General features: G+C 49.4%; 11 protein-coding genes. 8 read left to right on the plus strand and 3 right to left on the minus strand.

Going from position 1 to position 16,337, the window contains the following annotated elements; all coding sequences use genetic code 11:
* Positions 1–35: 35 nt before the first annotated feature.
* On the minus strand, positions 36–1,010 hold the full coding sequence (locus tag AB7U36_RS01400; protein ID WP_428158016.1) for a hypothetical protein: 975 nt from the start codon (positions 1,008–1,010) through the stop codon (positions 36–38).
* Positions 1,011–1,031: 21 nt separating this feature from the next.
* Positions 1,032–3,308, minus strand: a complete 2,277-nt coding sequence (locus tag AB7U36_RS01405) for a cysteine synthase (RefSeq protein ID WP_428158017.1) — start codon at positions 3,306–3,308, stop codon at positions 1,032–1,034.
* A 118-nt stretch (positions 3,309–3,426) separates the two neighbouring features.
* Here AB7U36_RS01405 and AB7U36_RS01410 point away from each other — a divergent pair, with 118 nt between their 5' ends.
* From AB7U36_RS01410 to AB7U36_RS01445, 8 genes are all read left to right on the plus strand, one after another.
* A complete protein-coding gene (locus AB7U36_RS01410) occupies positions 3,427–5,664 on the plus strand; it encodes an LPS-assembly protein LptD (RefSeq protein ID WP_428158018.1) in 2,238 nt (745 codons plus the stop codon).
* On the plus strand, positions 5,661–6,185 hold the full coding sequence (locus tag AB7U36_RS01415; protein WP_428158019.1) for a UpxY family transcription antiterminator: 525 nt from the start codon (positions 5,661–5,663) through the stop codon (positions 6,183–6,185). Before AB7U36_RS01410 ends, AB7U36_RS01415 begins: the two co-directional genes overlap by 4 nt.
* A gap of 89 nt (positions 6,186–6,274) precedes the next feature.
* Positions 6,275–6,550 (plus strand): HU family DNA-binding protein, encoded by a 276-nt coding sequence (locus AB7U36_RS01420; RefSeq protein ID WP_428158020.1) that lies wholly within the window; start codon positions 6,275–6,277, stop codon positions 6,548–6,550.
* Between the two features lie 15 nt (positions 6,551–6,565).
* Positions 6,566–7,594: a DNA polymerase III subunit delta' gene (gene holB, locus AB7U36_RS01425; RefSeq protein WP_428158021.1), complete on the plus strand. Its 1,029-nt coding sequence runs from the start codon at positions 6,566–6,568 to the stop codon at positions 7,592–7,594.
* A 12-nt stretch (positions 7,595–7,606) separates the two neighbouring features.
* Positions 7,607–8,419 (plus strand): PSP1 domain-containing protein, encoded by an 813-nt coding sequence (locus AB7U36_RS01430; RefSeq protein WP_428158022.1) that lies wholly within the window; start codon positions 7,607–7,609, stop codon positions 8,417–8,419.
* Positions 8,416–10,326, plus strand: coding sequence for a methionine--tRNA ligase (gene metG, locus AB7U36_RS01435; RefSeq protein ID WP_428158023.1), 1,911 nt, complete (start codon positions 8,416–8,418; stop codon positions 10,324–10,326). Before AB7U36_RS01430 ends, metG begins: the two co-directional genes overlap by 4 nt.
* Before the next feature lie 48 nt (positions 10,327–10,374).
* Positions 10,375–11,760: a penicillin-binding transpeptidase domain-containing protein gene (locus tag AB7U36_RS01440; RefSeq protein ID WP_428158024.1), complete on the plus strand. Its 1,386-nt coding sequence runs from the start codon at positions 10,375–10,377 to the stop codon at positions 11,758–11,760.
* Between the two features lie 118 nt (positions 11,761–11,878).
* Positions 11,879–15,592: an SIS domain-containing protein gene (locus AB7U36_RS01445; RefSeq protein ID WP_428158025.1), complete on the plus strand. Its 3,714-nt coding sequence runs from the start codon at positions 11,879–11,881 to the stop codon at positions 15,590–15,592.
* A 53-nt stretch (positions 15,593–15,645) separates the two neighbouring features.
* Here AB7U36_RS01445 and AB7U36_RS01450 read toward each other — a convergent pair whose 3' ends face one another.
* A complete protein-coding gene (locus AB7U36_RS01450) occupies positions 15,646–16,242 on the minus strand; it encodes a hypothetical protein (RefSeq protein ID WP_428158026.1) in 597 nt (198 codons plus the stop codon).
* Positions 16,243–16,337: the final 95 nt, after the last annotated feature.

The raw sequence follows: 16,337 nt of genomic DNA on the forward strand, positions 1-16,337 counted from the left end.
GCTTTTACAACAATGTTTTTGCTAAAACAAGCTTTTTATGAGTTTAACTCTACCAGACACACGCCGATTTGTCCGCCTGGATTTTTTTTAATTAAATTCACACCACCCAGTCCCGGGAAAAACCGGATTTGAATCCTCCCGCTTACAGGAGGTTGGGCAGCATCTTCAAAATATTTTTTCCCAGGCTCAAGCGCCAGGCCCGGGGTCATCTGCTCCCCTTCAGCCATCTGCTCCAGGATTGCCTTTATTTTAAGACGCCATTGTGTTACGAACTCACAATCGTTTTCATGCACTTTTATGGAATCAATGTCAAGGGCATTTATCGCCTTGCCCGCACCGGTCAAAAATTCATCCATCACAGCCCTGCTGGTGGTGATCAGAACCGGAATACCGCCCTGATCAAAAAGTTCTGCATCAACAGCCGCCCCAAGCCAGGCCTTTATTCTTTTGTCAGTCATGGCCTGACCCGGCTCAGAAGTTTGGGTATGGTCCTTTGACAGGGACGTGCCCCCATCCCCTCTAAGTTCGGAAAAAAGTGCCGCTTTTTCCTGATCCAGGGCATCCAGCGCAGCCTGAATGTCCTGGGATTCGCGGTCATGGATATCTGCAAGTTTAAGGAAAACAAGTGAATCAATGCTGTCCCGGACGGGTGTTGCACAAGGCTCCTGGGAAACTGTCCTGTTACGGATACCGGCACGGATGGCCGCCACACCTGAATCATCTTTAAAAAACACGTTTTCACGAATCAACGCTCTAAGGTTTTTTTCATTGCCCTTGTGAATGGCAGCCCAGTCCAGGTAAGCGCGGACCTTTTGCTGGGCCAGGACAAGTTTTTCCTTGTCAAAGCAGACCCGCGTAAGCGCTCCTTTGGCCGCCAGGCCGGCCATGGGCCCGGGCAACACAGCCCCGCCGTGAATATCTAAAATTTTAAACCTGTTAAAAAAACAGGACAGAACCCTTGCCTGACGGGCATCCATAAAGGTAAACGGGAAAAAATAACAATTTATCATAACATTATACACTTTCTCATCTTACACCTTTTGATCATGTAACAGGACCCCCATTTCATCCAGTTGTTTCCGGATCCTGTCTGCTGTCTTAAAATCTTTTTGCTGCCGGGCTTCATCCCGTTCAGTCATGAGCGCCGTCACCGCTGACGAATACGGACCCTTTCTGCTGAAATCAAAAATATTGAGCACCGCATCCACATCTTTAAAACAATTAAGCAGGCGCGCGGCTCCCCCCGGCCCCACCTGACCATCAACGACAAGCCGGTTGATGCGCTTCACACTGGACAAAAGACCGGATATCAGGACAGGGACCTTGAGGTCGCTCGCCATGGCAGTCATCATGCCCTGGCGCAGATCATAGGTAATCTGCTGGATCTCCTCTTCATTGGACTGTCCCGACACATGATCAATGGATTCAATGCACCGGTTGATCCGGGAAAGAACGGTCTTGGCATCGTCCAGACTCTTTCTGGATAACAGCAGGGATTTCCTGTAATGGGCGGACAGCAGCCAGAAGCGAATGGTTTTCTCGTCCCAGCCCATGTCAACCAGCCGGTCCAGGGTCAGTGAGCGGGTATCATCCGTATCCAGGGACCCGTCATACTGCACCGGATGGCAATGCATCCACACCCTGGCAAAAGAACCGCCGGCAGCCCCGGCAATGGCAATCTCGTTTTCATGGTGGGGGAACATAAGCCCCCTTGAGCCCGTATGGATGTCAAAATCTGCGCCAAGGAAGGTTGACGCAATGGCAGCGCACTGCAGATGAAGTGAGGGACGGACATTGCCCCATTCTGTTTTAACCCCGACACCCTGTTTAAGTTCCGACAGCTTTACCCGCTTGAGCAGGGTAAAGTCCTTGGGATTGTTCTTTTCATATTCATCCAGGTCAACCGTGGCCCCCACCCGGATCTTGTTGACATCCACCCGGGAAAGGCGACCGTAATCCCCAAAACTTGCCAGGTCAAAGTATACGGAATGAAGCTTTTCATAGGCATGGCCGTTGACAAGCAGTTTTCTTGTCAGGTCCGTCATTTCGGTAAAATGTTCGGACACTTTTGGGTAGGCCTGGGCCGGCCTCATGCCAAGCCGTGACAAATCAGCCAGAAAGGCATCAATAAAAGGCTGGGTAAAATCCTGGGGAGTGGTTTTTGCCTGCCTTGCCCCTTCAATGGTTTTATCGTCATAATCCGTAATATTAACGATGTGCCTGACTTTTACATCCTGGTATTCAAGGTAGCGGATGAGCAGATCCGTAAACGCATGACGTCTAAAATGGGTAATATCCAGACGCCGGTGTACCGTGGGGCCGCAGGTGTAAACACCGACTTCCTTATCCCCCTGGGGGTTTAAGGCTTCTTTTTTTCCACCCAGGGAATTGTAGACTTTAAGATGAACCGTTTTCTTTATGCTGAAAAGCTCGGTGGACAGATAGCGCTCGCCTGAGTCCGGAAAAATCACCACAATAACCCCGTTTTGAAGGCCCTTGGCATAGTCAAGGGCCACGGCCATGGCCGCACCTGAACTCATGCCCACAAAAAGCCCCTCTTTTGCCGCCAGTTGCCGGGCAGTCTCAAAAGCTGTTTCATCATCAATGTGGACGTTTTCATCCAGCAGGGTTTTGTCAAAAATTCCCGGGGTATAAGACTCTTTCATATTTTTAAGGCCCTGGATACCGTGTCCTAAATAGGGTTCGGCACAGATCACCCGGACATGATGGCCCTGGTCCCTGAAATACCGGGACAGTCCCATGAGCGTACCCGAGGTGCCCACAGCCGCCACCACGGCATCTACCTGGCCGTTGGTCTGGGCCATGATTTCGGGCCCTGTGGTCTGGTAGTGGGCTTTCCAGTTGGCATCATTATTATATTGGTCCGTAAGGAAATATTTGTCCGGGTATTCCCTGGCCAGGCGGTAGGCCTCTTCAATGGCCCCGTCCGATCCCAGATGCCGGGGGGTAAGAATAATCCGGGCCCCCCGGGCTTTGAGTATTTTCTTTCGTTCTTCACTGGCGTTTTCGGACATGGCCAGGGCCAGTTTGTAGCCCTTGACCGCACAGATCATGGCCAGGCCGATTCCCGTATTTCCCGAAGTGGCTTCGATGACGGTCTTTTCAGGCGTCAGCTCACCGTCAGCCTCGGCCTGGCTGATCATATACAAAGCAGCCCTGTCCTTAATGGATCCGCCCGGGTTCATGTATTCAAGTTTGGCCAGGATGGTTACGCCCGGCACAGGATTAAGTGTCTGGATCTTTACAAGGGGGGTATTGCCGATTGAATCAATAATGCTGGCATACATGCGTATCCTCTCTTTGCCTGGCCGATTTGCGCATCGGCCTTGACTTTTCAAGTACAAAATGGCTTTATACAGTAATTTTATTTGATGCGCAATTTATTAAACAGGCCCATTTTTTCGTATGGTTTCATGTAAAAGAGTGCTGTGGCAGATATGTATTGTCCTGGGTATTGTCCAGGCCGCCACTGTATTTCTTTCCGGCCAGGCCTTTTGTTTCTCCGCGTCCCTGCCCACCAGGAAGGTGTCCTGGCACATCCAGGCCAAGCAAGTGAGCTATGAAGATAAGCGCAAACTTTATATTGCGGAAACTGAGGTGGTGATCACCGGAGGCGAAACCCGCCTGGAAGCGGATTATGTCGAATTTTCAGATATAACCAAAGACGCCTTTGCCAAAGGCAATGTTCTGTTTATTTCAGGAAAGGACACCATTACCTGCAAATCCATGAGTGTCAACCTAAGCTCGGAAACAGGCACGATCAGCCAGGGCACCATATTCATCCAGGACGGCAACTATTATATTTCAGGGGACAAGCTTCGAAAAACCGGCGCGTTTACCTATGATGCCGAAAAAGGATCCATCACCACCTGCCAGGGGGAAACCCCGGACTGGAAAATCACGGGAAAAGAGATTGAAGTAACCGTTGACGGGTACGGCCATGCCAGCCATGCCACCTTCTGGGCAAAAAAAATGCCCGCCCTTTATACGCCCTATTTTATATTTCCTGCCAAAACAACACGCCAGACCGGACTTTTGATGCCCATGGCAGGGTATTCCAGCGACATGGGGTTTGAATACCAGCAACCGCTTTTTCTATCGCTTTCAGACAATACCGACGCCACCTTGTATCCCCACTATATGTCGGACAGAGGCGTGATGCTCTCCGGCGAATACAGGTATGTACTGTCCCCGGAATCCAAAGGGATGATGATGATGAGCTATCTTGATGATGACACCATTGGAGACGACGCGGCTGGAAACCAAGATTACAATATTTCCACCACACCTGACCGCACCAACCATGACAGGTACTGGTTTCGAATGAAGTCTGATCAGGATCTGGGGTATGGTTTTACCGCCAAACTGGACATTGATTATGTGTCTGATATGGATTATCTGCGAACTTTTGGAACCGGCTTCGCAGGGTTTGACAGTACAGATGGTGCTTTTGAAGAGATATTTGGCAGGGACCTGGATGAAGAGGACGAAGAGATCAGAAAAAACAGCCTGCTTGTCACAAAAAACTGGGACGCTTACAGCATGAACGTGCAGGCCCTTTGGTATGATAATGTCGAAGCCCGACAGACAGACATTGATGACACCACCCTGCAGACCCTGCCCTCGGTTGAATTTTTTGCAGCCCGCCAGAAAATTGCAGGGGGATTGGGATTGCATTACAAAATGGATTCCGAATTGAAGTCCTTTTACCGCCAGGACACCACCGACACAGAGGTTACCGGCCGAAGGGCAGACATTCATCCGGTATTTTATTATCCCATAAAATTGGGCAAGGCATTTTTTCTGGAACCCTATGCCGGTGTCAGGGGGACCTTATGGGATGCAGATGATTTCACGGACAGCGACGGGGATGATTCCAGCGCCAGGAGCCGGGGGCTCTATGAAATGGGCATGGACCTGTCAACAACCCTTAACCGTGTATTCACATTAGACACGGATTTTGCCGAAAAAATCCAACACAAAATTGTACCCAGACTGGAATATAATTATATTCCCTTTGAGAACCAGGAGGATATCCCCCACTTTGATGATCTAGATGATATTTCAGAACAAAACATCATTACCTGGTCTTTGACCAACACATTCACCTCCAGGCATACAATAACGGATGAAAACGGGGAAGAATCCAGGGCATACAAAGAACTTTTCTGGTTCAGGCTCTCCCAGGGCTATGACATCCGCTATGAACGGGATGGGGATGATGCCGAAGACGACCCCTGGCAGGATCTGACATTTAAATATGAATTAAATCCGCTGAAATACCTGAGATCAAACGGCACCATAGCCTTTGATCCCAATAACAGCCAATTCACTAAAGTACAGGTCGGGGGCACGGTATCGGATGTAAGAGGGGACAGTCTTTACATGTCTTATCGATATTCGAAAGAGTATTCACATACCTGGAAAACTAAAATCAACACAATCCTGGTTCCAGATACCCTGGGCACTTATTATTTCGTTGAAAGCGATCTTGAAGACGAAAAAACCGTTGAAACAGGGATAGGCATTTCCATCAACCGGCCGTGCTGGGGATTGAACCTGGAGTTTAGAGATGAATCGGCAGACAAATCCTTTGCCTTCATGGTGATTCTGAAGGGTCTCGGAGAATTCGGCACAAAATGAAAAACAACTCTCTCTGGTTTGCCCTGCTCACCCGAAGCAATTTCGAGCAGGCCGTGTATTCCAGTATCTGCAAAAAAAGAATTGATGCGTTCCTGCCCAGGACAAGAAAGCCCAGCCAGAGGAAGGACCGCAAACTTATGATAGAAACCCCGTTGTTTCCCGGGTACGTGTTTGTTAAATCCACCAGAGCACCGGCAGATCAGTTGCCGATTTTAAAAACCCTGGGTGCGGTAAGGCTTTTAGGAAACTCGGATGGCCCCGTACCCGTGCCCGAACATCAAATTGAGTCCCTCAAACGTCTGACATCCGTAGCCCAGGATCTGATTACAGGCAGCATTATTGAACTTAAAAAAGGAGATCCGGTAATCATCCTTGAAGGCCCCCTGGCAGGACTGAAAGGAGATTTTTTTGACTATAAGGGCAGGGGCAGGGTCATTATCAAAGTTGACCTGTTAGGCAGATATGCCGGCGTGGAGGTGGATTCTGACAAGGTTGAGAAAATCCCGGACATTCTGTCATAAGCCCTTGACTTTTTGATGCATATTCATTAAAACCCCTGGACTGGAAAACTGGAAAAACTTTTTAGCTGTTTAATATATTTTGAGGTTCCATGAATAAACTTGAATTGATTTCCACATTGAAAGAACGGGCCAACCTGACCAAATCAGAAGCAGCCGACGTAATAAAAATATTTTTTGACTCCCTGTCAGACGCCTTTGTCAAGGGCGAACGGGTCGAGATAAGAGGGCTTTGCAGCTTTCATATCAAAGAGTATAAAAGCTATGTGGGCAGAAACCCCAAAACCGGACAAAAAGTAGACATCCCGCCCAAACGCCTGCCGTTTTTCAAATGCGGCAAAGAGCTCAAAGAGCGGGTTGATTATTAGTCCGATGTATCTGATATGCATCCTGCACCTTCCGAAACGGACCGGGAAGCCCTTCCGTCGGCTTTGCCATTCTCTGAATTAACCCATATTGTTCAGACCGGCCGGATCCCCAATGCCCTTCTTTTTTACGGGCCCCGGGGAACCGGCAAAAAACAGGCTGCGCTTTTTTTTGCAAAGGCCTGCAACTGTCGTGCAGACACCGACCGGCCGTGCAATATCTGCGCCTCATGCAAAAAAATATCCGCGGGCATGCACCCGGACATGATCTTTCTTGGTCCGGCTGAAAACAAAAAGAGGATCACCATTTCCCAAATCCGGGACATAGGCCGCATCATCTCATCCCGTGCCAATGAAGCAGCGTTCAGGATGGTGTGCATCCTTCATGCAGACCTGATGAATCCCCAGGCCCAGAACGCCCTTCTCAAAATGCTTGAAGAACCGCCGCACCGCACATTTTTCATCCTTGCCGCAGCCCATACCACACCCCTGTTGTCCACCATTTTATCCAGGTGCCGGCGCATTGACTTCCAGGCCCTTGCAGCCCTCGAAATCAAAAAAATTTTATGTGCACAATACGGGCTTGATCCCGGAACCGCCGCCATTATCAGTGGTACGGCCGGAAGCGACCTGGATCAGGCCCTGCGTCTTTCAGGACTAAACAGAGGGGACGCGCCTGACTGGATGATGCTGCGGCCATGGCTGATCAAAGGGGTATGCGGATTCCTGACAGAGCCCCAGCACCAAAGGGTCTTTAAAAGCCTTGATTTATCCCGGCTGCTGTCAGCCCGCCCGGAATATATTCATGATGCCATGACAGTGATCCGAACCGTATTCAGAGACTTTTGCATATTAAAATACATGCCGGATAAAATAGTTAACCTTGATTTTTTAAGCGCATTTAAAGATATTAGTGCGATGCATTCATACGCCCGGATGTTAACATGGATGACATTGTTTCATGAGACGGAAAAAAGACTGGAATCCAACAGCGGCACAAGACTGACCATTGACCGTTTTTTCCTTTCATTGTCTGTATTTGAATAAGGGACCAATTTTATGGCAAATGTTGCCGGCGTTAAATTTAAAACCGCAGGTAAAATATACGATTTCAACAGCAACTCCCTTGTCGTGAATTTAGGAGACCGGGTGATTGTTGAAACAGAACAGGGTTTAGGGTTCGGCATCGTTGCCGTCCCGACCCGGGAAAAAGACAAAGACAAAAATGCTTTAAAAGATATTGTCAGGAAGGCCACCCCGGAGGACTTCAGCTGGCGCAGGGAACTTGAAGCTCTGGAGCGGCAGGCCCATGAATACTGCATTCAGTGCATTAAAGACCTGAACCTTTTAATGAACCTCTTCAGTGTGGAGAGTACCTTTGACAGAAACAAGCTGACATTTTTTTATACAGCGGACGGCAGGATTGATTTCAGGGAACTGATCAAACTTCTGGTCAAGGAATTCTCCATCCGCATTGAAATGCGCCAGGTCGGCATCCGAAATCTGTCCAAGCACGTGGGCGGTGTGGGCAAATGCGGCAGGGAACTGTGCTGTTCATCTTTTATGCATACCTTTGATCCGGTGTCCATTAAAATGGCAAAGGAGCAGGGGCTGAGCCTGAACCCCACTAAAATTTCAGGGGTGTGCGGCCGGCTGATGTGCTGTCTGACCTTTGAAGATGAGACCTACCGCTATTTTAAGAAAAAAATGCCGAAACTGGGCAAAACCATTGCGGTTGAAGATATCAAAGGCAAGGTGGTGCGCCAGAATGTTCTCAGACAAAGTGTCACCATAAGGCTTGATGACCGCACGGAAAAGGAAATATATCTGTCACAACTGAAAAAAGAAAACACAGGAAACCCATCTCAATGACTTGTCAATACTATACCACGCCCATTTACTATGTGAATGCCAAACCCCATCTCGGCCATGCCTATACCTCCATTGCAGCAGATGTAGCCACCCGGTTTAAAAAGATGGAAGGTGCAGACACCTTCTTTTTGACAGGAACGGATGAACACGGGGATAAAATCGTTCAGGCCGCAGAAAAGGAAAACACCACACCCAAGGCGTATGCAGATAAAATCAGCAAACTGTTCCAGGATGTTCTGCCCCTGCTCAATATCGAAAACGATCACTTTATCCGTACAACCGACCTTAGGCACATCGAGGTGGTAAAATCAGTCCTGTCCACGATTTACGACAAAGGGGACATCTATTTTTCAAGTTATGAGGGCATTTACTGTTTCGGGTGTGAAAGATTCTACCAGGAGCGCGAGCTTGTGGACGGCAAGTGCCCGGACCATGGTACTGTGCCGGAAACCATCAAGGAATCAAACTATTTCTTTAAAATGAGCAAGTACCAGGACTGGCTCATTGCGCACATCGAAACCCACCCGGACTTTATCCGGCCCGAACAGTACAGAAAGGAACTTCTCTCATTTCTCAAGGAACCTTTGGAAGATCTGTGCATCTCCCGGCCCAAAACCCGGCTGACCTGGGGTATCACCCTGCCCTTTGATGAAAATTATGTCACCTATGTATGGTTTGATGCCCTGGTCAACTATATCACGGCCCTTGGATACCCTGACGGGGACAGGTTTAAAAAATTCTGGCCATCCACCCGGCATTTTGTGGCCAAAGACATTATCAAGCCCCACGGAATTTACTGGCCCATCATGCTTAAGGCAGCCGGCATTGAGACATACAACGGGCTGAACGTCCATGGATTCTGGAATGTCCAGGGCGCTAAAATGTCAAAAAGCATCGGCAATGTCACCGACCCTGTGGAGGTAACAGAAAGGTTTGGCGTGGATGCGTTCAGATATTTTCTGATGCGGGAGATGGTATTTGGTCTGGACGCCAATTTCACCGAAGATGTTATTGTGGCCAGAATCAACTCAGACCTTGCCAATGACCTGGGCAATCTGTTCTCCCGGGTGCTGTCCATGACCCACAAATATTTCAAGGGCATCATCCAGGGCCAGCCTGGGGATTCAGGCAAAAGCTTAAGCCTTGAACCCCTGGCCGCAGCAGCCCTGGAAGGGTACACCACAGCCATGGCAGAGTGCCAGTTTCACAAAGCCCTTGCAAGCGTATGGGAACTGGTGTCAGCCATGAATAAATACATTGTTGCCAATGAACCCTGGACCCTGGCCAAAGACCCGGCACGTGCAGGCGACCTGGGTACGGTCCTGTATGAACTGCTGGAAGGGATTCGCTTTGTGGCAGGGCTGATCTGGCCGGTCATGCCGGAAACCAGCGGTAAAATCATTGCAGCCCTTGGCCTTGAGCTGCCTGAAAAAGGTTTTTTCACCCTGGATGCCATCCGGGCCTGGGGCCAGATACCATGCGGCGTGGCCCTGGCAAAGCCCCAGATTCTTTTTCCCCGGGTGGACGTTGAAAAAAAAGAGGCTGAACCCCCTGCACCCAAACCGCTTAACCCGGCATTAAAAGAAGAGATCTCCATTGAGGATTTCTCAAAAATAGATCTGAGAGCCGGCAAAATTCTGTCTGCCCAACGGATTGAAAAATCGGACAAACTGCTCAGACTTCAAGTGGACTTAGGGACCCAGACCCGGCAGATTGTGGCAGGCATCGGCAAATCCTATGCCCCCGAAGACGTGGTGGGCAAAGCGGTCATTGTCGTTGCCAACCTGAAACCCGTAAAATTGATGGGAGAGTTGTCCGAGGGCATGGTGCTTGCGGCAAGTGTGAAAAAGGATCTTATTCTTTCCGGATTCAACGGCAGTCCTAAGTCCGGCTGCCAGATTAAATAGTCCCTGCATCGGTAAGCAAACACATAATTAATATTTTGAGATACTGTTTTGCATCCTATTAAAACAGAACGTTCCTGGCGCGAACTTCAGGCAGGCTATATCCAGCAGACAAAGAAACAGGCCATGGCCAGGCGTATACGCCAAATTGCAGGTTTTCTCTTATTTGGTGCTGCAGCCGCAGCCCTTCTCTGGCTTGGGGTGCATACCGTATCCAAAGTCAGTGAGCGGCTGTTTTCCCCAAAACCGGACAAGGTCTTAAGTGAGCCCGCCCCGCCCAAGCACCTTGAAAAATCTGACGTCAAAGCACTGGTCCAAAACATTGATATTCTCAATTCAACAACAGACCGTTTCTTTGCTAATGGCCCTTCCTGGACATACACCATCCACACCCGACTGGACACACGCCTTCAGGCAGAACTGATCAGTACGCTGAACCGTCTTAAAGCCCTGGACCGGGGCAAACCGGAACTCATCGGCATGATAGCCATGGATGCCAGCACCGGATTCATAAAAGCCATGGCCGGATTTGATCCGAACAATCCAGCCATCACCCTCTGCACATCGGCTATCTATCCTTCTGCCAGTGTTTTCAAAATTGTCACCGCATCTGCTGCCGTGGAAAAACTAAATTACACAGCCACCACCCCCCTTTATTTCAACGGCAGGAAATACACCCTGTACAAACAGCAGTTAATGAGCCAGAAAACAAAATATACCAGTCAGGTTACCCTGGAGACAGCCTTTGCCGAATCCATCAACCCTGTATTTGGCCAAATCGGACAACTTGCCCTGGGCAAGGCCGTGCTTAACGATTTTGCCCAAGAATTCGGTTTTAATCAGAGTCCGGATACGGATTTCGATTTTCCAGCCCCCCATTTTTCCGCCACCGGCAGTGATTACCATTTAGCAGAACTTGGATGCGGATTTAATCGAGACACCCGGATTTCACCTGCATTTGCCGTGACTATGGTTTCCGCTGTGGTGAACAATGGACAAAGCCTTGTCCCCCGTCTTGTGGACCGGATATCCAATTCAAACCAGGACGAGATCTACAAAAGCACCAAAGAAATATACAAAACACCGTTCAGCCCTAAAACAGCCGCCACCATGATGAGACTCATGAAAAAAACCATATCGGGCGGTACAGCCAGAAAATCGTTCAAGGACTATTCACGGGATAAGGTATTATCCGATCTGGAGATCGGCGGGAAAACAGGATCCCTGTCCAACCGGGAGCATACAATCAAATATGACTGGTTCACAGGATTCGGACAGCAGAAAGCAACACAAGAGACATTGATTGTCGCCGTGGTGGTGGGGCACGGCAAATATATCGGAACCCGGGCATGCATCCATGCAAAAAACATGCTGAAAACCTATTTCAGCGCGCCCACTCAAGAAACCGCAGACAAGAAACAAGAGGCAAAAGAGTGAAGCGCCTGCGGCGCACATTTTGCGCCCTACATGTTCGGCACATATGATCAATGTCATAAAGTTAAGATGCTTCCCAGTTAAAACCATGAAGAGCATGAAGAACATATGGAGAATATATATGAAACGGCAAGGCAAGCTTTCAACACAACTTTCTGATTATCTTAAACATATCGCAAAGATAAATGTGGACATGGGCAAACCGTTATCATCGGTAAAGGAGAACACCTTACTCTTCTTTCCCGACACCGGCTGCACCCTGGGCTGCGGAATCTGTGCCCTGGTGGCCTTTAAAGGGCCTGCCTGTGAGAACAATCTGGAATCCCTGTCCAAGGGCATTGAAACCCTTTCACAAAATCGTCTTGGCCCGTTTTCCGAAGACACGCCCCCAATGCTTTCACAGGATTACCTGGGGGGCGCAGAATTTTTATCCACCCTGTTTGACCATGCCCAAAACCTTAAGCAGGAAACGATTTTTTCATCCCTGTTTTATAACCGGGAAAAAACCCGCAAACTATCCGGGATTGCCCAGGATATTGAAAAAATTCTTACGGATGAGGTCCGGAATTTCAAATCTGCCACAGCCAGCCTATCCTCACCCGAGGTGGAGATTGCCGCAGATTATATTGACCAGCTCAAGGATATTTTCTGGTGCCTGAAAAAAGAAGTTATTGACAATATTGAGGCCATTGAACATCTGGCCCCGGGTATAGAGAAGCAAAACAGCCCTGCGGGCATAGCGCTTTTCAAACGGATCAATGCCGTACTTAACAGCCTTGACCGCCTGGAGGTCAGAGGACGGGACTCGGCAGGCATTTCAGTGCTGTGCACCCTGGATGAAAAGCAATTCTCAACGTACAAAAGCGTTCTGGAAAAAAAAGGGATCGACAAAGAGTTGAAAAACAGAAGCAACCGCCGGATTCTGTCAAACAACACCATCTCGATCAATGAAGTCAGCAGACCAGGTTCCCCGAACCGGATTACCATCTGTTTTGTATACAAATTTGCCGCAGAGATAGGTGCCCTTGGCGACAACATCGCCTTTATCAGAAATCAGATTAAAAATGATCATCTGCTCCAGGCACTTGCCGGGTTTTCCCCTTTGACCGCATCGGTCTCGGCCCATACCAGGTGGGCATCGGTGGGGGATATTACCGAGGCCAACTGCCATCCTTTGGACAATACCCCCACAGATCCCCGGGTATCCCAAAGCGGCATCATCCATGTCTGCCTTAACGGGGATATTGACAACTACCTGGAACTGAAAACCGAATACGAGGCCCGGTACGACAAAATACATCCCCAGATCACCACGGACACCAAGCTGATCCCGTTGCAGATTGAACACCACCTGAAAATGGGCGCGCCCATTGAAGAGGCATTCCGTCTGGCGGTCAATGAATTTGAGGGGTCCCATGCCATTTCCATGCACACAGACCTTGCCCCGGGCAAATTATTTCTAGCCCAGAAAGGAAGTGGCCAGGCTATTTTTGTGGGGCTTGCCCCGGACCATTATATTGCGGCATCGGAATTATACGGGGTGGTGGAGGAGACCTGCCACTACATTAAACTAAACGGCGAAGAAAAGGGCCAGATCTTGATCCTGAGCCAGGAGAGTGCCGGCGGTATTGAAGGAATGCGCTCCTTTTACTATGACAACCGGCCCATCACCCTGACCCCGCAGGCTGTGCTTACCAGCCAGATCACCTCCAGGGACATCGACCGCCAGGGGTATAACCACTATTTCCTCAAGGAGATCTCTGAATCGCCGCTCTCCGTTGAAAAGACACTGGAAAACAAATTCAAACAGAATCCGGATTCAGGACTTCTCAATGTCAATCTGAACAGGACCATTATTCCGCCGGAACTGGAAGACGATTTACGGTCCGGAAAAATTAGAAAAGTATATTTCATCGGCCAGGGGACAGCCGGTGTTGCGGCCCAAGGATGTGCGGATCTTCTCACCCACTACCTGGGGGGTAAATTCATGGATATTCGTGCCCAGAAAGCGTCTGAGCTTTCCGGGTTCAACACCGGCTGTCAGGGGGAAAGTACCACAGCCATGGAAGACACACTGGTTGTGGCCATCAGCCAGTCCGGCACCACCACGGACACCAACCGGACCGTGGACATGGTCCGGGCCCACGGAGCCAGGACCCTTGCCATTGTCAACCGCAGGGATTCGGATCTGACCTTCAAGGTAGACGGGGTATTATACACCAGTTCCGGCAGGGACATTGAAATGTCCGTGGCCTCCACCAAGGCCTTTTATTCCCAGATCACTGCCGGGGCTGTGCTCGGGCTGCACCTGGCTGCCCTGCTCAATGCCAGAAGTGAAAACTATATCAGCGAGCAGATCCGTGCGCTGATGGAACTGCCGGCAAAAATGAAAACGGTGCTTGACATGCGCGATGAGATCAGGGAGTGCGCTGACAATCTGGCCATTTCCAAAAATTACTGGGCCACAGTGGGTTCAGGTGCCAACAAAGCATCTGCCGACGAGATCAGAATCAAATTGTCGGAACTGTGCTACAAAACCATCTCCTCGGATTTTGTTGAGGACAAAAAACATATTGACCTGTCAAGCGAACCATTGATTATTATCTGTGCCGCCGGTACCAGGGAAAGCGTGCTTGGGGACATCATCAAGGACACAGCCATTTTCCATGCCCACAAAGCCTGTCCCATTGTGATCACCACCCAGGGCGAAGACCGGTTTGATTTATATGCCAAGGCCGTATTCAAGATTCCTGAAGTCCAGGAACATTTTGCCCCCATTCTCAATACCCTTGTGGGGCATATATGGGGTTACTATGCAGCGCTGGCCATCAATGACAAATCAAAATTTCTCTATGAGGAACGGCTGAAAATAGAAGATACCATTGAAGCGTTCAAGAGCTTGGGCCATGATGATTACGAGGTGCTGCTGGACAACAAATTCACGGAAACCGTGGCAGCGTTCTACAATCAATTTTCCCGGAAAAGGCGCCAGGGGGAATTTCCCAGTGCCATCGGCCTGAACACGGTTTCCAACATCACCTTGCTCCTTAAATATCTGTCCGGCAGGCTGCCGGTGTCGGATTTTGAAATGGACTTTGGTGTCAAAGGCACCCCGTCCAATATGCTGTCCACCTTTTTTGCCACCATGAACCAGGCCATCAATATCATGGCCCGGCCCGTGGATGCCATCAAGCACCAGGCCAAAACAGTTACCGTGGGCACCAGCCGGATCAGTGAAACCTTTGAAGGTATTATATTTGATGCCCTGGCCGAACATAACATCCAGATTTCCCTGCTGACCAACACCAATGTTCTGGTCCTTAAAAATCTTCAGGAAATCATATCCGAGATTAAAGGGGCACTCCTCTACCGCATCACCGGCTTAAACCTTTTAGGAAAGGTTACATCCAATACCCGCATTGATGTGGTATCCAAAACAGGCATTCTGGCCAATGAGTCCTCAAGGGTGGAAACAGATCACCGGCTCAAGGGCACAAAGAACATCATTGTCAGAGAGGGCAACGTATATATCGGCAAGGGCCGGAAAGACGGCCGAAGCATTCTTGTGATTCCGGTACTCTCATCTTCGCCGGCGTCGCCCAACATCATTGAATTTCTTCTGTCTTTAAACATTGCCTTTAAATCCACACAAGAAGTTACCCTGCTGAAGAAAATCAAAGCCCTGGGCGGCAAATACACCCGGCTTAAGGACTGGATTCTTGAAAGTAAAAATGTGGCATGGGATGATAAATACCTCAACCTTGTGGACATTGAGACCTTGTTCGGGGCTACAGCTGAAAGGGCTGTGGCGGCGATTGTTGAAAAACTCAACTGATTTAGTCCCTGAACCAGCAGTTCTAAATTGGGGGTGAAATCAATTGAAAGAACTTATTCTTTCTCAAATCCCTGGCTGCTAAATTTTAATGCACGGCTGTTTTCAGTGACAATACGGACTACCTGATCTGATACGCCGTCTGGTATTTCAGCGGATATTTCAAGGGTCACAGTAACCTTTGCCCCCATCAGACCTGAAAGATGGGCAATCACCTCTTCTGCGATTTTCCCTGCATCACGGCCAACGCGGGTGGCATCCAGGGTTACAGTTCCAAAAAATCGTTTCGGCTTATCTGAATCACCTTCCGGTTCAGGGGGCAGATCCCCTGGCAATGGCCTTGGAAATTCACCCCTGCCAGGGCCACCATCTCCATCCAAAGGTATGGGAGAACCTGAGGGGATGGTCTCAGCCTCTATCTGCTTTTGTGCAATTTCCGGTTTGACCAGCAGGCCCTGGGGATTTTCACTTGCCATTGGTACTGTCTGATTTGTCCGCAACCCCCGATATCTTTTTTCAGTCTCATCAAAACTCTCGGCATAGGCAAATGAATCTTTGAACCAGGTGGTCAGTGACAGGCCGGATTGGATGGCAGATATCAATACAGCCGGATTTTTCAGCCAGGGTCCTTTTGTACCGGTACTAAGAGCCACTGGTATGTTTCAGGCAGGCGCGCCTTTACAGCCCCGTCCGCAGCTGTTTTTTGAGCCTGTGCCTGTTTTACCTGCTGGGGATCAAGATTCAACTG

The sequence above is a fragment of the Desulfobacter sp. genome (assembly GCF_050177295.1).